Source organism: Leptospira ainazelensis (genome assembly GCF_016918785.1).
GTDB classification, from domain to species: Bacteria; Spirochaetota; Leptospiria; order Leptospirales; family Leptospiraceae; genus Leptospira; species Leptospira ainazelensis.
This window is the reverse complement of sequence record NZ_JAFFPT010000009.1, coordinates 189847-211781: the sequence shown is the minus strand read 5'-3', so window position 1 is coordinate 211781 and position 21935 is coordinate 189847. Positions and strand designations below refer to the sequence as shown.

The window sequence follows — 21935 nt, the reverse complement described above, 5'->3', positions numbered from 1 at the left end:
GATTTCCGCCATTTTGAGCCTGGTACGTTTCTTGCAAAAGAAATGCAAAGAGAAGCGAATTCAAGGAGTGAATCCTTTCCTTGGAGTGTGCGGGATATGATAGAACTAAAACTTGGTCAACGTAAGGTAGTCAGTTTTCGGGGAAACCACAAGGTCGTAGGTGGTTTGACTGAAAAAAATAAAATCGACATTCTCCTTTATATCAGCAAGGAGTTTGCCTCGGTCGATAAACACGACGAACTCTATAATTCGGTAACAAACATTTGTAAGGACATCTTTGAATGTGATAATACTACTTTAAGAATCTGGAAAGACGGTATGTTACATCCGGTTCGGTATCTTCGCGAGACAACTCCTCCCCGTAGAAGCGTCACCGAGAACGAAGGTTATTCCGGTCATACATTCAAAACAAAAACGTCTCTTCTTGTTCAGAATCTTGAGTATCATCCTGAATATATCGACGAAGGAGAAGCGACTCTTTCCGTTATGTGCGTTCCGATTCTTTATAAGGACGAGGTTTTAGGAACGATCGCGGTAGAATCCGAGCACAGCTTTTTTTACATCGAAGACGATATCGAAATTCTCGAAGCCTTGGCTTCGCAGTTGGCGCTCGCCCTTACTTCGGTCCGTTTGATCGAAGGTCTTGTGGAAGCCAATCAGAGAGAGGCGGGAATTTTAAAACAACTCGAGTTCGATATGAGGATGGGACGGAACGTTCAGAGTCAGATCATCAATACGAACATCGCTCCCTGGAACGGAATTCACTTCGGAACGTATTACGAACCGATGACCGAAGTTTCGGGCGATTATTTCGACGTTGTGCGACACGGGAACGCGGTCACCGTAATCATCGCGGACGTTTCCGGTCACGGGATTCCCGCGGCGCTCGTTACGATGTCGATTCACTACCAATTCAGAAGATGTACGTCTCTCGGGCTCGGTCTCACCGAAATTCTTACTGAGTTGGGAGAATCGATTCGCCCTCAACTTCCGGAAGGAACTTATTTCACCGCGTTTATTTTAAGAATCTACGGAGACTATTCTTATTCTTACGTAAACGGGGCTCATCAAAAGTTGATTCATTTTAGAAACGATACGGGTGTGATCGACGAACTCGACTCGAACGGGGTTCCGATGGGAATTTTCGAAGTCAATCGGAACAACTTCGAAGAAAAACACGGACGTATCAATCCGGGTGACATTCTCATTCTTACTTCCGATGGAATCGTGGAACAAAAAAATCCGGAACGTCAAGAACTCGGCAACGCCCGTTTTTTGGATTGGGTGAGACAGGAAAAACAAACCCTCGAAGAACAAAGAGACCGTATCTACGTGGGTGATTTGGTCGATTCTTTGATTTCCAGATTTAAGAGATACAAGGGAGAAGCTAGAAACGGTGACGATATCTCCATCATGGCTCTTCAGTGTAATCCGCTTTTGAACAAGGCAAAATCCATGATGAACGTCGCGAAAACCGCGGCCCGCGAGAAGAACGATTCTCTCGCTTACGATAAGGCTCTGGACGTTTATTCTTTGGACGATTCGATTAAGGACAGCCTTCTTCTTCTCGGAAGGATGTATTACAGGGACCGTAACTTTCCCAAGTCGATTCAATTCCTGGACAAGTTCGTAAAAACTTCCGGTGAAGATTCGGCTTATATTCACTATCTGATCGGAAGAGCTTATTACGAAACGGAGAACGTTCACGAAGCAAAACGTTCCCTCAAACGTTCGCTTGCGATCGATCACACGTATTCGAAAGCGAGTCTTCGTCTGGCGAGATGTTATCTGAAAGACAATCAAAGTCCGAAGGCGATCAAGGTTCTTCAACAAGGAATCAAAAGCGCGCCTACAAACGAGTATCTTAAGATCTCTCTCAAGAAGTTGGAAGACTTAATGCGGAAAAAAGAAGATCCTTCCCTTCCGGGAGAGGACGACGATGATACAAAGATGGCTGTTTGACTGGAATGATTTAAATAAAAAAAGGAGATAAGTTATACTATGCGTTGGTATTTTGTTTTAATCCTCGCTCTGTTGTCTACAGGAGTCTTTGCCCAAGACGCTCCTATAGCCGAAGCCGCGGCCGCCGTTCCCGATCCTGCTCTCAAAGCAGTGAGCGACGAGTTGGCCACTCTGAGGTCCGAGACAAATTGGCTCTGGACTTGTATCGCTGCGTTTCTGGTCTTTTTTATGCAAGCCGGTTTTGCTTATGTGGAAGCTGGTTTTACTCGAGCTAAGAACGTAGTGAACATCTTGATGAAAAACTTCATCGATTTCTGTTTCGGTTCTATCTTTTTCTGGCTGATCGGATTCTCCATTATGTTCGGTCCTCAGATATTTCCGGGTTTCGGAATCGGAATTCCGGGACTCGCGGATTCTCTGATCGTGAAGGACGGAACTCCTGACAAGTGGGGATTCGCATTCTTAATCTTCCAGATGGTGTTCGCGGCTACTGCGGCGACGATCGTTTCCGGAGCAATGGCGGAGAGAACGAAATTCGTTTCGTATATTATCTTTTCTGCATTGATTACGGCGTTTATCTATCCGATGTTCGGAAGTCTTGCTTGGGCCGGTCTCTGGGGTTTGGGTAAGGGATTTTTAGAACAACAGGGTTTTATAGACTTTGCAGGCTCGACGGTGGTTCACTCGGTCGGTGGTTGGGCCGGTCTTGCGGGAGCCCTGATTCTCGGACCTCGGATCGGTAAGTATCAGGACGGAAAACTTTTTCCGATTCTGGGACACAATATGTCGATGGCGGCCTTGGGAGTTTTTATTCTCTGGTTCGGTTGGTTCGGGTTCAACCCAGGTTCTACGACTTCCGTGAACGGAGGGAACTTCGCCGTGATCGCCGTCACAACGAATATGTCCGCGGCTGCGGGAGCCCTTGCGGCGATGATCGTTACTTGGATCATGTTTAAGAAGCCGGACATCGGTCTTTCTTTGAATGGAGCTCTTGCGGGGCTGGTCGCGATTACTTCCCCTTGTGCGAACGTAAGTATTTCTTCCGCGGTGATCATCGGTCTGATCGCGGGAATTCTTGTGGTCTTGAGCGTTTTATTCTTCGATAGAATTCACATCGACGATCCCGTGGGTGCGGTTTCGGTTCACGGAGTTTGTGGCGCGTGGGGAACCTTGGCGGCCGGACTTTTTGCTCAAGAATCCTTTGGCGGAGTCAACGGTCTTTTTTTCGGCGGTGAATTGTCGGTGGTTTTGGTTCAACTTACAGGGATCGGAATCGCGTTTGTCTGGTCTTTTGGAGCGAGTTCTATCATCTTTCTCGCCCTAAAATACACGGTCGGATTGCGCGTCTCCGAAGACGAAGAGATTACCGGTTTGGACATCCTGGAACACGGAAACGAGGCATATCCGATTTCGAAATAAAGGAGGGAGGAGCTCCGTGCTCCTTCCGTAAAAGTCGTCCCCGTTCCGTGAAAGCGGCCGCCTAACGTTACCCGCAAGCGGACTGAATCTTTAAAAGAATTTGTCGTAACAACGACGGTCCGCTGTAAAACGAAAGCCCCGCCCTGCGGCGCGATCCATAGAGAGCGACGCGCTGAGTTTTTTTGGGTGGAGGGGCGGGCGCGGAAAAATTCGGGAGACTTTGCTCTATCAGAAAATCACCCTTTTTGCAAGTAAAAAGTCTCGAATGTAGGAACTCCTGCAAAAGGGCCCTTATGATTCCAAAGAACTCCTCAATTTGTGGTTAAGGTTATGATTGGGAGTTCTATGCTGGAGACGGGTGGCGATGGAAGATTCGGATGTTTTTTCTTGATCGGAAAAATCATGATTTTGTATGTAAAAAGATCCCGTGTAGGAACTCTCACAAAAACCAACTCGCATGATTCTCATTCTATTTCTTTTTAACTTTTGCGGTGAGGATCGAACGTATTTTCGAGAAGAAGGGACGAGTCGGAACTCCGGAAGCCCCTTTTTTTGGGGAGAATCGAGAGACATTTTTCGGCCACGTTTGGGGATTTTTTGTCAAGGGATCATTTGCTAAATTTTGTGAGAGTTCCTACTTTTTTCAAGGAAGCGCTAAAAGTCGTCGAATCCGGATTCTTCTCAAAATCTCTTTTCCATTGACGGAATCCTTTTCCGTCTCAAATTTGATGCATGAGCCTTTTTTACGGCCGATTATCCAAGTTTTTATTCTTCTCCTTTGTCCTTCTTTTTTTTTCAAACTGCTTTGATTACGAAGAAACGGTCACGATCAACCACGATTTTACCGGAACGTTAGAGGTTTCTTATGTAGTTCCGACCCGTAGGAATTCCGACGAATCTCTGATTAAGTTTCTCCCGACTCAGAAAGACGAAATTTCGGACCGTCTCAACAAAGGTTTTTTTTCCAAAAATATCGTTCTCAAAGATTATACATTCCAAAAGATTATAACGCCTGAAACGGATCCAAGTTTGTTTCGCGAAAAGGCAAAGGTCTATTATAAGGTGGAATTTCAGGATCTTTCTCAGATCGAGGACGCGATGTTAGGAAAGGTTCAGGTTCGAAAAAAAGGAAACACGATCTACGTGAAGAGAGAAATTCCGACCATCAGTCGCGGCCCTGAAACTCTCAAAAAAGACGGGGAAAAGAAGATCTACTCCGAAACGCTTCGTTTACTTCGGACGAGTTCTATTCTTTTTAAAGTGAACTTTCCGATTGCTTCCATTTGTCGGTCCAATCGAGGAGACGTGAATCTTGGAAAGCTGAGTTATCGCCTTCCTTTAGCGGATACCATTGAGAAACCCGGGAACAATTCCTGGGATTATAGAATCACTGTGATCTACTAGAAAGTGTGAGTTCCTACTTTTTCAAAAATTCACGATAAGACCCAAAACACCGGACATTTGGTCCGACAAATCCTCCTCCGAAAAAAGGTCTTGAAAACGGATGGAAAGTCCGATCAAGCTAAAATGGCGCTGAAAATTTTTGCTTTTTTCTTTTTGAGAAATATTTGGAAGATTTTTTTGAATTTCTCAAAAGACGCCTCTATTCTTCTGAGTCTATCGAAACTTGGGAAGATAGAAATCGTTCTTTTTAATCAATCGAATCAGCGTCTTCCCTTTGTTGTACTTTTTTGAGATGGGATTGTTTACAAAAAAATCTTTTTTATTCTTCATTCTTCTTTTTTTCCTTTTTCGTATTTCCAAGCCGGAGGCCGGTTTTCAAAAAAAGCCCGAGCACTGTTTAGCTCGTGTGAGCGCTTATTTCGCCTCCCTTAAAAATTGGTATGACGATTCTTATCCGGATTTTTTCGAACTCTTCCGAGACGATCTTCGCGAGTATTTAAAAACTTCGAAAATTCCCGCGTTGAAACGTTGTATTCTTCAGTCGATCGGAAAGATGGAAAGGAGGGATTATTTTATCAGCGCTTATATGCTCGCAGATCCGGATCTAAAAGAAATCGACCCCGATCCTTCTTTTGCGGTGGAGACCGGAAAAATTCTTCTCAACCATTGCGAGGCGAGGATGTCGGAAGAATGCAATCGTTTCCTGCACGATCTTCTCGCGGGTCTTGCGATCAATTCCCATCGAATCGGAAATCGGATTCAAGCAAAACGTTACAAGGCCCGCGCTTATCGGTGGAGCAAAAAAAACGGAGAGGATTTTGGAGCGCGTACGGAAGAAGAATGGAATATCCTGGACTCGATCTGACCGTTTCCGTCGAAAACATCTCATAAAAGAATAAGGACTTTTCCCAAAATTTTTCGGCGGCGTTCAATCGAAGCGAGACATTGAGTTTCTCGGAAAGTAGGAACTCCCATAAAAATTGATCCGCAATTCATGTTTTAGAAAGTTCATATACACACTGTAAGAGACGTAATCCGTAGGAACTCCCATAAAATTTATCAACGATCAATCCTTTAGAGCATTCATAAACCTTTTAAGAGACGTAATACGTAGGAACTCCATCGTTTTTAAGAAGAGCTGACGGATTCTTCGTTGTTTCGAGGTTTTGGGAAAAACTCTCAAGTAATTTGAAGACGGAAGACGGCCCAAAAGAAAACGATCCAAAATTATTCCGAAGAAGCCGGGACGTGAGTCCACTTTAGAAAACCTGCAAGTTCCGGATCGATCTTTTTGAGACTTCCCGACCCGGAATCCACGCAAGCGTAGACGAGTTGTCCGGAACAAAGAAGATCTTCTTCTCGAAAAACCGCAAGTTCCCAAAAAACCTTCACTCCGGAAAAACTTCCCTTTGTATAGATTTGGATCTCTTCGTCAAAACGAGCGGGAGCCTTGTAGTCGATTTCACAGTGGACGACGTGAAAGTCCGCCTCGAATTTAGAATCCAGTTCCCCATACGGAAGTCCACACCATCTAAAATACTCAGTGATCGCGACGTCGAAATACGTGAGATAATTCGCGTTGAATACGATACCCTGCGGGTCCGATTCCGCGTAACGCACTCTCAAAGGATGGAAAAATTCGAATTCTTCTTTTTTGATTTTTTTCCCCATTCTTCCTCTTTTTGATTCCGATCTGTTTCTTTGTTATTCGTTTCGGAAATTTTCATCAAAACTAAGTTAGCTCCCTTTGAAACAAAGGGATGTTTTCGATTCTACAATAGGTCGAGATTTTTACACTTTTCTCCGAAAAGAAAAAAACCTTTATGGTCTTCTTCCGTGACTTTGTAGTGGAGTTCTTTTGTGAGATATTCCCTCACTACCGTTTCCGGAAGACGGGATTCTTGAGAAATGATTTCTTCAAAATGAGAAATTCCATATTCCAAAGATTGAATAAACAAAGACTCTTCCACTAAAAGCGGTTTTTTACTGGCCCAGAGCGCAAAGATAAAACCGAGACCCGTAAGTTCGTTCCACCACTGAGCGAGGTCGCGGACATCGTAAAAATCGGGATTCCATTTTGCTAATAGAGCATTGTCTCCGAAAAGCATATGGGAACCGATTCCGTTTTCGATTTGTTTTTGGATCATTTTAGAATCCGTGGGAATCACATCCGGAATTTTTCCCGTTTCTTCATGGACCAAAACCCTAACAAGGGACATACTCGTTTTGGAACCGCTGTCGGTTAGGATCACTTTTGGAGGATATTCTTCCTTTAAGTTTTTAAAAAAAAGAATGGAACGCACTTTCTCTTTTGCACAGACGCCGGTCGTTTGATACGTGTTGAAAATTTCCCGATTCCGAATACATTCGATCGAAGAGATGAGTCCTAAGTCGATCCTGTCGTTTAACAAATAGTCTTTGAGTATTGCGGGGTTGTCGGGAACGATCTGATTCTTATTATCCTTTTCGAATCCCCAGGTTAGGGGTCTTGCGTTTAAATGTTTAACGATTCCTATTTTCAATGATTCTCTCTTTCTAAAAACTCTTTTAAGATCGGATAGTCTTGATCCATCAGATACACGATTGCAAAATGTGTTGCGGCCGGAACCGCCGCCCCTTCCAGAAAAAACAATTCCTCTCCGGTGACAAAATAGTGGATCTCGTTCGCGTCCAAAAACGATTTCACTATGGAAAGTAAAATCGGATCCGAAGTTTCAAATCGGGCCGAAAATCCGTCCGAATCGTCCTGTTCTTTTTCAAAGGGTTCCATAAATCTCGCAAAAAATATTAGGGTTGAATTCTAATTATTATATCGTCTAATTTCCTCAATGGTTTTCAATGAGAAAGTTTACATATCTTTAAAATTGAACGACCTTACTTTGGAACACGAGGAACTTAGAAATTACCTCAATTCTTTTTTAGAAAAAAATCCAACTTGCATCGTTCTAGACTTTTCCAATATCGAGGTCATTTCTTCGGTATCGCTGGGAGTGTTGGTGAGTTTTGCAAATCGCGTCCGCAGTTTGGGGATCGACGTGGAAACCGTAAACGTTTCGCAACGTCTGAAACAGATTCTTAAACTTGTATCTCTTGACAGAGTATTCGGTACTTTATAAAACATCTTAACCATGACAGATATTCAGTCCGGCCTGAACACGATTTCCGACGAAGAGTTTCAATTTGTAAAATCTCTTATGTACAAAGAGACGGGGATTTTTTTAGCCGATCATAAGAAGATTATGGTTCAATCCCGCCTCAACGGACGAGCCAGGCATTTCGGTTTAAAATCGGTCTCGGAATATATCGGCAAACTCCGCATCGACCACGCTTTTTTTAACAGCGAACTCACCGAACTTATAAACAGAATCACCACGAACAAAACCGACTTTTATCGGGAAAATCACCACTTCGAATTTTTGAAGTCCACTTTTTTTCCTTCGGTGGAGGAGAAGGCCGCGAAAAACGGAAAAAAGATTCTAAGAATCTGGTCTAGCGCGTGTTCGACGGGAGAAGAACCCTACACGATCGCGATGACCTGTCTCGACCACTTCGCGTTTAAACCCGGTTGGGACATCAAAATCTACGCTTCCGATATCGATACGAACGTAATCAACACCGCAAAAGAAGGAATCTACAAAGAGGATCGCCTTCTTCCCGTGGATGAGAAATTAAAGAACAAATATTTTATCAAGATCAAAGATCCGGAACGCGGCGATATTTCTTATCAGGCAAAACCGGAACTCAAGGCTCTGATCGATTTTAGAAAAGTAAATCTTTTGGAAACTCCGTATCCGATTCCGGATAAGATGGATTGTGTTTTTTGCAGAAACGTAATCATCTATTTTGACAAACCGACTCAGAAGAAAATTTTCGAAAATTTTGAAAAGGTTCTCAAAGACAGAGGACTTTTGATTATCGGACATTCGGAAACGTTATTCGGCATTTCCGAAAGTTACAAATTTTTAGGTCACACGATTTATCAGAAAAAACCGGTAGTATAACGAAAAACCGGTTCTTACGAAAATTCTTTCCAGATACGAATCCATTCTTTCTGCATTTCGTAGGGTTCGTAGATTACAATTCTTGAATTTGCTAATACGTCTAAAAAACCGGCTTCGTTCGGAAATCTAGGAACGATATGCTGGTGGATGTGAGGGATCGAGCCGCCCGCGTTTTTTCCTATATTGTAACCCAGATTGAATCCTTGAACGTTCCATAGTTTTTTAAGAATCCGAATCGTTTTGGAAGCGCCTTCGTGGATTTCCAGGGCTTCTTCCGGAGTCATCTCTTCGTAAGCGAGGATATGTCTTTTTGGAAAGATCATTAGATGTCCCGGATTGTAAGGGTATAAATTTACGGAAACAACGGTGAGATCGGTTTCGGAAACTGTAAGGTTTGGAACGTCCGGATCTTTTCTACAAATTCCGCAGAGAATACAATCTACCTCGGGTCTTTTTCCTCTCGCGTAATCCAGTTTGTGAATGGAAAAAAGATTTTTCCTGGGTTCGTCCCATTGAGTAGAATTGGATTCTTCCATGAACCCTAAATTATTCCGGTCTCCCGGGCTGTCAAAAAATTAGCGCGGCGGATCGAAAGGAAAAATGATCGTCCCCGTATTTCGGTTGGAGAAGAGGAGCTGATTCCTTGGAATATAAAATTCTCCAAAAAAGAAGTTCGTCGATCGGAAACGGCGTCCTCCATCGATTTTTCGATCAGACATTTTGTGCAAAAGAGAAAAACTAAATTCTAAAATTGACAAGAACTCAAATCGGAACAGAACGGAATACAAAAGCCGGGAGAAGTATGATGGATCGGTATATAAATAGAAAAGGTCTCTTTAGAAAACGGAAATTGAGTCTCTGGATTCTTATCTTGGGATTTGTCCTTCTGTTTTTTTGTGGAAAGACAAAAGAACAGGCAGACAAAAGCCAGGTGAAAGAATGGATTTCTCAGAACGCTCTCGTTGTGGACGTTCGCACTCCTCAGGAATTCGAGAGCGGTCATTATACAAACGCGGTGAACATTCCTCTGGATCAGGTTTCTTCTCGGCTCGCAGAATTCGGTTCCGTCGATCAAAAGATCGTTTTGTATTGTCGTTCGGGTCGTCGTAGTTTTCATGCCTTACAGACGCTTCAGTCGAAAGGATATGCAAACGCGATCAACGCGGGCGGTTTGACGGATCTTCCTTAGAATCTCCTTGCAGGACCGGATCTTCGAAAAAGGATGGAGAGACATTGGAACCGGTTCACTATTCAGTTCAAGGAAAGGACATTCTCCGAATCTTTCATGAGAATTTTTCAAAAGAAGAATCCGTTCTCTTCTTAGACGGAACCGCAGGAGAAGGCGGACACAGCCTTCTCTTCTTACAAGAATTTCCGAATTCCAAAGCGATTCTCTGCGATCGGGATCCGGTCATGTTATCGCGCGCGTGCGTTCGTCTTTCCGAATTCAAGGAAAGAGTGATTCCGATCGAAACCAATTTTTCGGATATCGACGCGGAGCTTTTAAGAGCGCACGGAGTGGAAGAGGCGCCGCAAGGAATTCTTCTCGATCTTGGAATTTCCACGTTTCATCTTTTTCATTCGGGAAGAGGTTTTAGTTTTCGGGAATCCGAACCCCTCGACATGAGACTTTCTCCCGATATGGGTTTGAGCGCGGAAGACGTTCTCAACACATATCCGAAAGACAAACTCCTCAACATCTTCTATACATACGGAGAAGAACGTTGGTCCAAAAAAATCGCCGAAGTGATTATCGATCGAAGAAAACAGAATCCGATCACAACTTCGGGAGAATTGGCGGAACTCATTTCCAAAATCATTCCTCGAAAATTTTGGCCTCCGGGAAGACATCCTGCGACCCGGATCTTTCAAGCGCTTCGTATCGAAGTCAATCAAGAACTCTCACATATCGAAACGGGTTTGAAATCCCTTCTTGATCTTCTTCGTAAAGACGGACTGATCCAGGTGATCTCCTTTCATTCTCTCGAGGATCGGATCGTAAAAAACGCTCTTCGAGATTATGCGAAGGAGAACGGTTTTACTCTTCTTACAAAAAAACCGATTCTTCCTTCCGAAGACGAAACGAGGGAGAATCCGGCTTCTCGTTCCGCAAAATTGAGAGTGCTCAAAAAAACGAAATCGGTCGATAAGAAATATAGAAAGGAAGATTTCGAGGAAGAGGAAGAATCGGATGTCTAAGATCGGAGCCTGGTTGGAAAATCCAGTTTGGAAGGATCTCGGGATTCTTTTTTTCAATCTGGGAAAGGTGATTCTTTTCCTAAGTCTTTTTTTTCTCTACGTCTGGCAGAACGTTCAGGTCGCAAGACTCAATCGTGAGATCAGCATCGCCACCGGTGAAAAGATCAAACAGATCAAAAAGAACGACGACTTAAAAATCGGAGTCGCCACTTATACTTCCGCAAGAAGAATCGAAACGTTATACAGAAAAACATACAACTATCTTCCCATCACCGTGGGAGATAGAATCATAACTCTAAATCTACCTCCTGAAAAAAATGAAGACGAGAATGAACCTAACGCATCTTCTCCGTGAATTTCCGGAACTCGAACTTAAGATCGTTCCTCAAAGCAAATCGCCCGATGGAGTCGAACTCGGTTATATCCAATCCGATTCTCGGAAGACGAACGTAGAAGATATCTTCTGCGTTTCCGATTCTCTGGGTTCTAAAAAAGAAGAATATATTTCCAAGACCAATGCCTCTTTGATTCTGATTCGAAGCGGTTCTTCGATCGTCCTTCCGGATTCCAAGATCGTTTTGGAAACAAAGATCGATCCGGAACAACTCCAAGGGAGGATCGCTTCCTTTCTTCTCGGTCATCCTTCGAAAACTTTGGAGATCGTCGCCGTGACCGGGACGAACGGGAAAACTTCCCTCACGAACATTCTCTTCGCATTAGCAAAAGAACAGGGACGCAACTGCGGTTTGATCGGTACGATCGGAGTCAAATTCGGAGATAATCTGATCGATACGGGTTACACGACTCCGGACGCTTCTTCTCTCAATCTCATTCTCAAAGAAATGAAGGATCATGGTGTGGATACCGTTTTTATGGAAGCGAGTTCTCACGGTCTCAAACTCGGAAGACTGAACGGGATCTCCGTCAGGGCCGGAGTTTTCACCAATCTTACCCAGGACCATCTCGACTTTCATCCCGATATGGAAGATTACTTCGAAAGTAAGTTTCGTCTTTTTGAAATTTTGGATTCTTTCCGTTCTTCGTTTGCGGTTTTGGATTACATTTCTCCCGGCGGAAAAGAACTCTTAGAAAGAATTCAATCCCGTCTTCCGAGTTTGAAAGTGAACGCGTTAGACGGTCCTCGCGGAGAATGGAAGATCGGAGATTCTTCTCTCAATCTGCAAGGCACTTCTTATACTTTGACCGAGGGCGATCATTCTCATTCGATTCATACCAATCTTCTGGGTTCGTTTAACGTCCGCAATACGGCCCTCGCGTGGATCACGGGAATCGGGATCGGTTTGGATCCGCAAAAGATGTCTTCTTCTTTGGAAAGAATTCCTCAGATTCCGGGACGTTTTCAAATCGTCTACAGCAAGGATCGTTCGAGAATGGCCGTCGTCGATTACGCGCATACTCCGGACGCTCTGGAAAATATCATCCGAAGTGTGAGAGATTCTCAACCGAAACGATTGATCACTCTTTTCGGTTGCGGAGGAGATCGGGATAGATCCAAACGTCCTAAGATGGCGCGGATCGCGGAAGAACTTTCGGATCAGGTCATTCTTACCTCCGATAACCCGAGAACGGAAGAACCGGAATCCATCTTGAATGAGATCCAGACCGGTTTTTCCAAAGGATTTCTTCCGCTTCTCAGGGAAGTGGATCGAGCCAAGGCGATCGCGGAAGGAGTGGCGGTTTTGCCGGAAGGCGGTTGTCTTCTTGTGGCAGGAAAGGGTCATGAAGAATACCAAATCATCGGGAAAGAAAAACGTCACTTCAGCGACGTGGAGCAGGTTCAAAAAGCCTTCGGCCTTTTTTAAAATTCTCCGATACAAATAAAGAACACTCCTTTTTTTTGAAACTAGGACGGGTACATGTTTTATTATCTCTACGATCTTTACTTCAACCATCTGGATTCCCTTCGCATTTTTAGCTATGTTACGTTTCGCGCTTTGATGGCGGGACTTACATCGATGTTGGTCACGTTTTGGCTCGGTCATCGTGTGATCGATTTTTTATACGGACTCAAGTTCCGGGAATCCGTTCGGGACGACGGTCCGAAATCCCACGAAGCAAAAAAAGGAACCCCGACGATGGGAGGTCTTTTGATCATCGGTTCTCTTCTTTTTTCAGTTCTTCTCTGGGGAAATCTTAAAAATCCGAACATCGTAATGCTCGCGGTTTTTTCCCTGTTTTTTTCGGCTCTCGGTTTTGCCGACGATTATATGAAGTCGGTAAAAAAGATCAAGGGCGGGATGCGCGCGAGAACGAAATTTCTTCTTTCGATCCTGATTTCACTCGGGTTTTGTATATTATTCTTTTATTATACGGGTCATACTCCTCCGGGACATTCCGGTAAAATTCCGTTTCAATTGACGGATTTGTTTTTTCCTTTTGTAAAGGGTCCGGTTTTAGCGTTAGGACTTCTTGCGATTCCGTTTTCGATCGTCGTGATCATCGGTTCCTCTCACGCGGTGAATTTGACGGACGGACTCGACGGACTCGCGACGGGAACGGTCGCGATCGCAGTCGTTACGTTAGGAATCATCGCATACTTTTCGGGAACCCCGATCGTCGCGAACTATCTCAACATTCCCTATCTTCCCGGAGCTCACGAATATTCGGTGTTTTTATCCGCGCTCGCAGGAGCTCTTCTAGGATTTCTTTGGTTCAACGCGCATCCTGCCCAGGTTTTTATGGGAGATACCGGTTCTCTTTTTTTAGGCGCGACCTTGGGAATGGTAGTGATTCTTCTGAAAAAAGAAATTCTTCTTTTGATTTTGGGTGCGATCTTTGTAAGCGAAGCCCTTTCCGTAATTCTTCAAGTTGGTTCTTTTAAACTCACCGGAAAAAGAATCTTTAAGATGGCTCCTCTGCATCATCATTTTGAATTGGGAGGATTGAAGGAAACCAAGATCGTGATTCGATTTTGGATCATCGCCGTCATCCTCGCGATCATCTCCTTATCGACTCTCAAAATTCAATGATCGATTCTATCGGAAGGAAGTGGAGAGAGTTCTGGGGACCGGGAAAAAGTTCCTTAGACGTTCTTTTGATCGTTACGATCTTTCTTCTTCTTTTTTTGGGGCTCTGCGTTATGTATTCTTCTTCGAGTATCACCGCTTGGAGAGAATTTAAGGATTCGGAATACTTTCTCAAAAAACAGGCGATCTGGATCTGTGTGAGTCTTGTGTTTTTCTTTTTTTTCTCTGTTTTTCCTTACCAAAAACTCGAAAAACTCGCCGCCTTAGGAATGTTAGTCGCCATCGGTCTTCTCATTCTCGTGTTTATTCCCGGCGTTGGGAAATCGGTGTCCACATATTACGGAAGAAACTTTCATAGATGGATCGCGCTCGGCCCGTATCAACTCCAGCCTTCTGAAGTCGCTAAAGTGGCCGTTTTGATCTATCTCGCCTCGCTTTTTAAAAAATTAAAGTTAGAATCCGCGCTTGATTACAAAAAACTTTTAGTTCCGTCCGTCTTATTGCTCACGGTGATCGTTTTGATTCTTGTGGAACCCGCATTCGGAACCACATTAGAAATTCTTTTTGTAATTCTAGGTTTTATTTTTTTATTCGGATTTCCTTTTCGAAATTTGCTCGTCGTAGGTATCGTATCCCTTCCTCTGATTTACATTTTGATCGATCGGGTCGGTTATCGGAAGAAGAGGGTGGAAGTTTGGCTGGATCCCTATCGATACCGTTTTGACGAAGGTCATCAGCTCGTAACTTCGTTTCGTGCGTTTTTGGACGGAGGGTGGTTCGGTAACAAACTCGCTTCGGGTTACGCGCATCGTTATTTGACTTACAGTCATACGGACTTCGTATTGGCGACGTTTGTCGAAGATTTCGGGTTTGTGGGATTTATGATTTTTATCTTTCTAATCTTATTACTTCTGTTCCGGTCTTTTTATCTTGTGCAGAAGGTAAAGGATCCGTTCGGTTTTTATTTGGGTGCCGGAATTTTGATCATCTTGGGAACACAATTTATCATCAATATGTTCGTCGTTACGGGAATCTTTCCGATCACAGGGATCAGTTTACCTTTTGTGAGTTACGGAGGATCTTCCATTCTCATCGTATTGATTTCTCTTGGAATTCTTGTCAATATAACGAGAAAGGAAAACCTAGGTCTATGAGATCGATTGTAATCGCAGCCGGCGGGACCGGAGGACATATATCACCGGGAGTCGCTCTTGCCGAAGTTTTGACCGACTTAAAAGAACAGATCGGTTATGAGAATTTATATCTCTATTCTCTCGAACGGAATCGAAACAACCCGGATTTGGAACAAGCTCCGTGTGACGTTCTCTGGCACAATCTTCCTCCGCTCTCCAGCAATATTCTTCTTTTTCCCTTTCGTTATACGTTTCAGATTCTAAAAACATTCCTACTCTTTCGAAAACTCAACGTGGACGTCGTCATCGGAATGGGCGGTTATTCGACGGTTTCTTCGATTTTATACGGAGTTCTTTTTAGGAAGAAGGTTTATCTCTGCGAACAGAATTGTATTCCCGGAAACGTGAACCGTTTGTTTTTCCGTTTTGCCAATAAGGCCGCGTTTAGTTTTCCTCCCGTCAATCATTCAGTTCCTTGCGATTGGTCGATCATCGGAAATCCTCTTCGGAAAAAAACACTTCCGAAGATGTCTTTGAAATTCTCCGAAAAATACGACTCTAAAAAGAAGAAGCAGTTTAACGTTCTTGTGATGGGTGGAAGTCAAGGCGCCAGACAGATCAACAATATCGTAGTTCGTCTGATGGATCACGACGAAATCAACACTCAGTTTCGATTTCGTTTATTAACGGGTTCGGCTTTGTATGAGGAGGTTTCGCAAAAGACAAAAAAGGACGCGGAGCTCATATCTTACACGGACAATATGAAGGAACAATACGAGTGGGCGAACTTCGTGATCGCGCGTTCCGGTTCCGGAGTTTTATCCGAGTGTGCGGCCTTTGCGCTTCCGATGATTCTTATTCCGTATCCTTATGCAAAAGACGATCATCAGATGGCGAACGCAAGATACTTTGAACTCAACGGAGCCGCGGTAGTCTTGGATCAAAAGGACGAAGACGAATCCCATCTTTTTAGAATTCTTGCGAAACTCGTAGACGACGTCTCGTTGTTAAACGAAATGTCGATCAAATCTCTTCAGTGTTCCCATGTGGACGCGGCAAGAGACACCGCGAAATATTTTTTCTCTCTGGACTAAGATGCAGGCCGACTGGAAATCCTTTCAAAGACCGTTCTTTCTCGGAATCGGCGGATCGGGAATGTCCTCGCTCGCCTTTCTTCTTTTGGAAAAAGGAATGAAGGTCGGAGGTTACGACGGAAAACATTCTCCGGTTGTGGAAAAGTTGATTCAAAACGGAGCAACGGTTCTCGATAAAACTTCGACGTTCGAAGCCGAAAATTACGATCTTGCAATCTATTCTTCCGCGATCCGATTGGATTCTCATCCTTTAGTCAAAAAATTTCGTGAGAAGGGCATTTCGATCGTACATCGTTCGGAACTTCTCCACCAAGTGATGTCCGAAAAAAAACAAATTTCGGTCGCGGGCTCTCATGGAAAAACCACTACCACGGCGATGACGGCTTTTCTTTTGGAACGATGCGGATTCTTCCCTTCGGTGATGGTGGGAGGAGAAGTCGCTTTTTTAAACGGAAGGGGCGGCTCTTGGGGGAGAGGAGAATGGGCCGTTTTCGAGTCCGACGAATCCGACGGGACCTTCAACAATCACAACGCGGAGGTTCGAATTCTTACAAACGTGGATGAGGATCATCTAGATTACTATCAGACGAGGGAGAATCTTCTCAAAGCGTTTGCGCGTTATATGGAACGCGCTTCGAGGAAATTGATAGTAAATCTGGACGATATCGGGATCGCAGACGCGCTTCCGTTGTTCGGAGATCATTCTAAAATTTTCGGATTTACCAGGACATCATCCGAGCGAAAGGAAGAGATTTTTAAGGACGAAAGAAGTCAGAATTCCAACACGGCGCTCTATCGGATCAAAGGCGGAGTTTTAACCTTCTACTTTAGAGAAAAAGAATATTCTTTTTCTCTAAAGTATCCCGGTGAACACTACCTCAAAAACGCACTTGCGGCGATTTTTGCCTGTTTTGAGGCGGGGGCGGATTTGGAAAAACTCGTCGAACAGATTCCGGAATACTCGGGCGTAAGCAGAAGATTGGAGTATTTAGGAAGTAAAAACGGGATCGAAGTCTACGACGACTACGGGCATCATCCGACCGAAATCAAAGCCGTCATTCAATCGATGGAGGGTCTCAAAAAAGACGGAAGGGCCGTGATCCTGTTTCAGCCGCATCGATATACGAGAACTCAGAATTTATACAAGGAATTTGCCGAAAGTCTGGATACGGGAGAAACTGTTTATCTTTTGCCGATATATACGGCGGGAGAGGATCCGATCGAAGGAGTGGAGACAAAACTCATCGCGAATGCGATGAAAAATCCCGCGAAAATTCTATCCAAAGAAATAGAAGAAGGTATAACCGAACTTTCCCGTTTTTTAAAACCCGGAGACAAATTTGTCACGCTTGGGGCGGGAAACGTTCGGAATTGGGGAACCTATTTTTTAGAAAATTAGAATATTCTAATTTAACGAATCGATTCTGAGTTGGAGATCCTTTTTTTCTTCCTGGTCGCTCGTGAGTTCCAGGGCCTTTTTGTAGTCCGACTTCGCTTCTTCTTTTCGGTTTAATTCTTCGTAAGCGTTCCCTCGAAAGAAGAAGGCGGAAGCGGCGTCCCCGTTCGGATATTTCGTGAGATAAGAATTAAACGTTTCCACCGAAGCCTTAAAGTTTCCCACTTCAAGATACGAAATCCCGAGGTTGTAGAGCGCGTCGTGTTTTTTATCGCCGTTTTTGGAATCGGTGGATTCGATCGCCTTTTTAAAAAACTGAATCGCCTTTGCGTATTCTCTCGCCTCAAAATAATAGACCCCGGCTTGAAAGTTTGTTTTAGTTCCGTCGGGATCCTTTGTCAGTTTTTCAAGATATTCTTTTTCGAGATTTCTTCTTGCGTAAGCATTCTTCAAATATTTGAGAATCATCTTCGCATCCGGCATTCCGGTGATTTTATCGATCAGACTTCCGTTCTGATCCAGGAAGAGCATCGAGGGATAACCGACGATTCCGTATTTTCTTTTGAGATTTGGAAACGTGTCGCCGTCCAAAGAGAGAGTCACGAATTTGGAAAGTTCGTTTTGAACTTCCTTTTTAGGATAGATTTCTTTTTTGAGAGTTTTGCAGTAAGCGCACCAATCCGCATAGACGTCGATAAAGATAGGTTTGCCGTTTGCTTTTGCTTTTTCAAAGGCGGTCTTCACCGATTTTTCCCATTGGATTTCGGCGCCAAGAGAAGAATGGGAAACAACGATAAGAAGGATACAGATTGGGAAAAATAGATTCTTCATTCTCTATCATCGGACTGTTTTGCGAACGCTTTAGCCAGCGTTTTCTTTCCGGGGAAGCTTAAAAATACGGTTGTCGGAGAATCGGAGGCTGGGAAAACTAGGGGGAGATTTCGCAAAGGAAGCCTTGGATTCATGGAATTTTTATTACAGTTGGAAAATATTCTTAAAAAAAGAAAACAGGAACTTCCTGAAAAATCTTATACCGCCGATTTGTTTCGCGGAGGAGTGGATCGGATTCTTAAAAAAGTAGGAGAAGAAGCCGGAGAGGTCATCATCGCCGCCAAGAATTCGGACAAAAAAGAACTCACACACGAAGCAGCGGATTTACTTTTTCATTTGCAGGTTTTGCTCGTCGAACAAGGAATTTCTTTACAAGACATCGTGGAAGAACTTCGTAAACGCCATTCTTAAAAAATGAATTTCCCGGGGATTGCTTTTGTAAGAAGAATTTCCGGGCGATCCTTTCTTCTTTTATTTTTCATTCCCCTTTATACGATTCTTTTTTATGAGAGCGCCTGGCTCTCGGACGATTCGTTTATCACGTTTCGAGTTGTGGATAATTTTTTAAACGGTTTTGGACTTCGATGGAATCCGTTGGAAAGAGTTCAGGTTTACACACATCCGCTCTGGATGTTTCTGCTCCTTCCGATCCAAGCTTTGGTCCGGGAAATTTCGATTTCAGCTTATCTGCTCTCGTATGTCTGCGGGGTCTTATTTCTTTTTGTCTCGGTTTATACTTTTTCAAAGTTTAAGAATTCGGTCGGAATTATAGCTGTTTTTTTTATCATTCTTTATTCCTCTCGAATATTCGTAGATTATAATACATCCGGATTGGAAAATCCGCTTTCCAATCTTTTGTTACTTCTTTTTTTTATTCGGATTGATTCCGTATATCCGAGTTCGGAAAAAAGAATTTCCAAAAAAGACGGACTGTGGCTCGGAATTTTGACGGCGCTTTTGCTTTTGACTCGTTTGGATCTGGCGCTTCTTTTGTTGATTCCCTTGATCGTTCTCTTTTTAAGAATTTCGAGAAACGAGAAATTCCCTTTTTTAATCTACGGAATTCTGGGGTTATTACCGTGGTTTTGTTTTCTTCTATTTTCACTCGTGTATTACGGTTCCATTTTTCCAAATACGTTTTATGCAAAGACGAATGTGATTTCTTCCCTTTCCGAAAGAATGATCGCGGGATGGAATTATATAAGGATCAGTTTGAAATGGGATCCGATCGCGGGTTTTATTTTTTTTCTGCATTTATTTTGGATTTTTTCCGAGATCATTCTAAAACGATTTAAGAATTTGGAATGGAATCTTTCGGAGGAAGAAAAAAGAATTCTTTTGCTTGGAGCGTTTGCGATTCTTCCCGTATTTTTTTATCTTCTTTGGATTGGAGGAGATTTTATGGCCGGAAGATTTTTCGGCTCGTGTCTGGTGGTTTCTCTTTATTCCCAAATTCTTTTTTTGTCTAAACGTCTTGGGACAAATCCGAAATACATTAGAAAAATAGTATATACTTTCGGAATCGGAACCGCGGTTTATTTTTTTATCCATCCGTTCTCTCCGTTTCGTTATTTTTATCAGAGACAGGAAGTGCGGGTCGAAAAAGGGGTAGTGGATGAAAGAGCTTCGTATCAGGATAACGTTTCCTTAAAAAGTTGGTGGAAAGGAATTACCCCAGAGTCGCATCCTTGGGCTCAGTACGCGATCCAGATCTCAAAAAAAAATCCGGAAGAATTTTTAAGACGGACCTCCGGGAGAATCCCATGGAAAGAGGAATCCGATTCCGAACAAAATGTCTTCCTCGTTGCCAAGGAGGTTCGAGTTACGACGAATGTCGGTTTAGCAGGCTATTACGGCGGGCCGGAGATTCACTGGATCGATCTTTTGGGAATCACGGATCCGTTTTTGGCGAGGTTACCCGGGAAAGGTTTTCCCGGTCACTATATAAGACTTTTGCCGAAGGGGTATAAAGAATACGTCGAGGAAACCGTTTCCGTTTTGGAAAGTTCCGAACTCGATCGGTTTTATTATGAAATCCGAATGTTAAGCGAAGAGGAAATTTGGAGCAGAGAACGTTGGGAGATCGTTTTCGATTTTATGTTTTTGGGACGCGGGAATTTTAGGAAAAGATTTCCCGAAGATTTGCGTTATTCTTTTGTAGTGGAGGCTTATCTTAAAACGCTCTATGGAATTCATTATACAACTTGGAAAAAAGAAGACGTAGAAGAAGAATTGAATCGGCAATATTTCGGGTCAAAAAAATCGACTTCCTCGAAAGTGGAGTGATCGTCGTAGTTCCGACGGATTTTCCGTAAAAAGTCGCGCGGCCCCGCCCTGAAATTTTGGGTGGAGGGGCGGGTGGCGGAAAATTCCGGGAGATTTTGCTCTATCACAAAAACCTTATCTTTGCAAGTAAAAAACTTCCTCCTGTCTTTGTAGGAACTCCTACAAAAAATCTTACTGGGATCCTTCTTCATTCTAAATAGCTTTTTAACTTGTGGTAAGGATATGCTGAACTAGGGTGGAGGAGGCGGGTTCTCGGGAAGTTTTGGACAATTTCGGCATATCAAAAAGACAAACCAAAAGCAAGATAGAATTTTCTCACTTGTCGTAGTTCCGACAATGGTTTTTCTGAATTTCCTTCTTTACAAAAATATAAATCTATTCCGAAAGACTTTGACGAGTTTTTAAACTCGAATCTTCTAACAGCTTCTTACTTTGAAAGTTTTACTGGGAAGGGATCTTAAAATATTCTCCAGATCAAATCCTCTTTATGAAAAACTAAATTTTCATTTTATGGAAAATAAATGTCCAGGCCGGTTCTTTACCGAAGATCCAAATTCCAAGAGCAATGATTTATTCTAATATTCAAATTTAAGAATGGACTTCGCGGGCGTTGTCGCTTGAAAAAAGTTTTTACCCGAAGGGTTAGTATTCAACGCATTCTTAGGAAAACGAATCAAAAAACGATAGATATGTTCGACATCGGTCGTCACATCGGAATCATACAGGATCGTTCCGGACGGATAAACCCCCGGCGGAACCGTGTAGTAAGGATGGGCGACGGCGCCATAGGATGGAAGTGCGGAAAAACGGGAGTTCCGAATCTTCGCAGTCAGCGTCTGTAAATAATAAGGCCAAATTTTTTCGGACGTTTGGTCGTTTAACAAAAATTGGAAATTTAAGAATTCGGGCAGAACTCTCGTTTCGGGGACGATCTGGAAAAGGATATAGATCCCTTCCGAACCGTTGAGTTCGGAAATTTCTTTCCACCTTTCAACTCTATCTTTCGGGGCTCGGGAAGCGAGTTCGTTTTTCAAATCTTTTCGAAGTTCTTCCAGATCCTCTTTATCCACCTTCGAAGCCGAAACGTAAAATCCGGCTCCGTAAAAAGGAAGTTCGTTTAATCGAACGAGGTCTCCTTGGAGTTTGAGATCTTTGCTCTTGCAATCCGCAAGCGAAATGACACAAAAGAATATTATGAAAACGGCAAGCGTTTTCCGTATAAT

General features: G+C 43.4%; 22 protein-coding genes. 16 read left to right on the top strand and 6 right to left on the bottom strand.

Annotated features, from left to right (window positions below):
- Window positions 1-96 precede the first annotated feature (96 nt).
- From JWG44_RS02475 to JWG44_RS02460, 4 genes are all read left to right on the top strand, one after another.
- Complete coding sequence (locus tag JWG44_RS02475; protein WP_205273375.1) at window positions 97-1962, top strand: SpoIIE family protein phosphatase; 1866 nt, start codon at window positions 97-99, stop codon at window positions 1960-1962.
- A 39-nt stretch (window positions 1963-2001) separates the two neighbouring features.
- The gene (locus tag JWG44_RS02470) at window positions 2002-3381 is read left to right on the top strand and encodes an ammonium transporter (RefSeq protein ID WP_205273374.1); all 1380 of its coding nucleotides are present in this window, start codon (window positions 2002-2004) and stop codon (window positions 3379-3381) included.
- Window positions 3382-4113: 732 nt separating this feature from the next.
- A complete protein-coding gene (locus JWG44_RS02465; RefSeq protein ID WP_205273373.1) occupies window positions 4114-4785 on the top strand; it encodes an LIC11874 family lipoprotein in 672 nt (223 codons plus the stop codon).
- A 298-nt stretch (window positions 4786-5083) separates the two neighbouring features.
- On the top strand, window positions 5084-5650 hold the full coding sequence (locus tag JWG44_RS02460; protein WP_232371442.1) for a hypothetical protein: 567 nt from the start codon (window positions 5084-5086) through the stop codon (window positions 5648-5650).
- A gap of 362 nt (window positions 5651-6012) precedes the next feature.
- On the opposite strand, the gene JWG44_RS02455 is transcribed toward JWG44_RS02460, so the two are convergent.
- The 3 genes from JWG44_RS02455 to JWG44_RS02445 all read right to left on the bottom strand — a co-directional run bounded on the left by JWG44_RS02455 (window position 6013) and on the right by JWG44_RS02445 (window position 7555).
- On the bottom strand, window positions 6013-6456 hold the full coding sequence (locus JWG44_RS02455) for an acyl-CoA thioesterase (protein ID WP_205273371.1): 444 nt from the start codon (window positions 6454-6456) through the stop codon (window positions 6013-6015).
- A gap of 101 nt (window positions 6457-6557) precedes the next feature.
- On the bottom strand, window positions 6558-7307 hold the full coding sequence (locus tag JWG44_RS02450) for a menaquinone biosynthetic enzyme MqnA/MqnD family protein (RefSeq protein ID WP_205273370.1): 750 nt from the start codon (window positions 7305-7307) through the stop codon (window positions 6558-6560).
- Window positions 7304-7555, bottom strand: a complete 252-nt coding sequence (locus tag JWG44_RS02445) for a putative signal transducing protein (protein ID WP_205273369.1) — start codon at window positions 7553-7555, stop codon at window positions 7304-7306. The genes JWG44_RS02450 and JWG44_RS02445 overlap by 4 nt, the downstream gene beginning before the upstream one ends.
- 94 nt (window positions 7556-7649) lie before the next feature.
- On the opposite strand from JWG44_RS02445, the gene JWG44_RS02440 reads away from it, so the two are divergent.
- Together JWG44_RS02440 and JWG44_RS02435 are read left to right on the top strand one after the other, a co-directional pair.
- Complete coding sequence (locus tag JWG44_RS02440) at window positions 7650-7901, top strand: STAS domain-containing protein (RefSeq protein ID WP_232371441.1); 252 nt, start codon at window positions 7650-7652, stop codon at window positions 7899-7901.
- Between the two features lie 12 nt (window positions 7902-7913).
- Entirely contained in the window at window positions 7914-8786 is an 873-nt protein-coding gene (locus tag JWG44_RS02435) for a CheR family methyltransferase (protein WP_205273367.1), read from the top strand.
- Window positions 8787-8800: 14 nt separating this feature from the next.
- Here the strand turns inward: JWG44_RS02435 and JWG44_RS02430 are convergent, their stop codons facing one another.
- A complete protein-coding gene (locus tag JWG44_RS02430; protein ID WP_205273366.1) occupies window positions 8801-9322 on the bottom strand; it encodes an HIT family protein in 522 nt (173 codons plus the stop codon).
- Window positions 9323-9636: 314 nt separating this feature from the next.
- On the opposite strand from JWG44_RS02430, the gene JWG44_RS02425 reads away from it, so the two are divergent.
- The 8 genes from JWG44_RS02425 to murC are packed head-to-tail and all read left to right on the top strand — an operon-like array spanning window position 9637 to window position 17598.
- Window positions 9637-9975, top strand: a complete 339-nt coding sequence (locus JWG44_RS02425) for a rhodanese-like domain-containing protein (protein ID WP_232371440.1) — start codon at window positions 9637-9639, stop codon at window positions 9973-9975.
- Between the two features lie 44 nt (window positions 9976-10019).
- Window positions 10020-10985, top strand: a complete 966-nt coding sequence (gene rsmH / locus JWG44_RS02420) for a 16S rRNA (cytosine(1402)-N(4))-methyltransferase RsmH (protein WP_205273364.1) — start codon at window positions 10020-10022, stop codon at window positions 10983-10985.
- The gene (locus JWG44_RS02415) at window positions 10978-11340 is read left to right on the top strand and encodes a hypothetical protein (RefSeq protein WP_205273363.1); all 363 of its coding nucleotides are present in this window, start codon (window positions 10978-10980) and stop codon (window positions 11338-11340) included. The genes rsmH and JWG44_RS02415 overlap by 8 nt, the downstream gene beginning before the upstream one ends.
- A complete protein-coding gene (locus tag JWG44_RS02410; RefSeq protein ID WP_205273362.1) occupies window positions 11315-12808 on the top strand; it encodes a UDP-N-acetylmuramoyl-L-alanyl-D-glutamate--2,6-diaminopimelate ligase in 1494 nt (497 codons plus the stop codon). The genes JWG44_RS02415 and JWG44_RS02410 overlap by 26 nt, the downstream gene beginning before the upstream one ends.
- Window positions 12809-12862: 54 nt before the next feature.
- Window positions 12863-13975, top strand: a complete 1113-nt coding sequence (gene mraY / locus JWG44_RS02405; protein ID WP_205273361.1) for a phospho-N-acetylmuramoyl-pentapeptide-transferase — start codon at window positions 12863-12865, stop codon at window positions 13973-13975.
- On the top strand, window positions 13972-15126 hold the full coding sequence (locus tag JWG44_RS02400) for an FtsW/RodA/SpoVE family cell cycle protein (RefSeq protein ID WP_205273360.1): 1155 nt from the start codon (window positions 13972-13974) through the stop codon (window positions 15124-15126). The genes mraY and JWG44_RS02400 overlap by 4 nt, the downstream gene beginning before the upstream one ends.
- Window positions 15123-16199: a UDP-N-acetylglucosamine--N-acetylmuramyl-(pentapeptide) pyrophosphoryl-undecaprenol N-acetylglucosamine transferase gene (locus JWG44_RS02395; protein ID WP_205273359.1), complete on the top strand. Its 1077-nt coding sequence runs from the start codon at window positions 15123-15125 to the stop codon at window positions 16197-16199. Before JWG44_RS02400 ends, JWG44_RS02395 begins: the two co-directional genes overlap by 4 nt.
- A 1-nt stretch (window position 16200) precedes the next feature.
- A complete protein-coding gene (gene murC / locus JWG44_RS02390; RefSeq protein ID WP_205273358.1) occupies window positions 16201-17598 on the top strand; it encodes a UDP-N-acetylmuramate--L-alanine ligase in 1398 nt (465 codons plus the stop codon).
- 6 nt (window positions 17599-17604) lie between these two features.
- Here murC and JWG44_RS02385 read toward each other — a convergent pair whose 3' ends face one another.
- Complete coding sequence (locus JWG44_RS02385; RefSeq protein ID WP_205273357.1) at window positions 17605-18426, bottom strand: tetratricopeptide repeat protein; 822 nt, start codon at window positions 18424-18426, stop codon at window positions 17605-17607.
- A gap of 132 nt (window positions 18427-18558) precedes the next feature.
- Here JWG44_RS02385 and hisE point away from each other — a divergent pair, with 132 nt between their 5' ends.
- Together hisE and JWG44_RS02375 are read left to right on the top strand one after the other, a co-directional pair.
- Window positions 18559-18837 (top strand): phosphoribosyl-ATP diphosphatase, encoded by a 279-nt coding sequence (gene hisE, locus JWG44_RS02380; RefSeq protein WP_205273356.1) that lies wholly within the window; start codon window positions 18559-18561, stop codon window positions 18835-18837.
- A 3-nt stretch (window positions 18838-18840) separates the two neighbouring features.
- Complete coding sequence (locus JWG44_RS02375; protein ID WP_205273355.1) at window positions 18841-20712, top strand: hypothetical protein; 1872 nt, start codon at window positions 18841-18843, stop codon at window positions 20710-20712.
- A gap of 575 nt (window positions 20713-21287) precedes the next feature.
- Here JWG44_RS02375 and JWG44_RS02370 read toward each other — a convergent pair.
- Window positions 21288-21908 carry a hypothetical protein gene (locus JWG44_RS02370; protein ID WP_332460767.1) on the bottom strand — a complete coding sequence of 207 codons (621 nt, stop codon included), beginning with the start codon at window positions 21906-21908 and terminating at the stop codon, window positions 21288-21290.
- Window positions 21909-21935 lie beyond the last annotated feature (27 nt).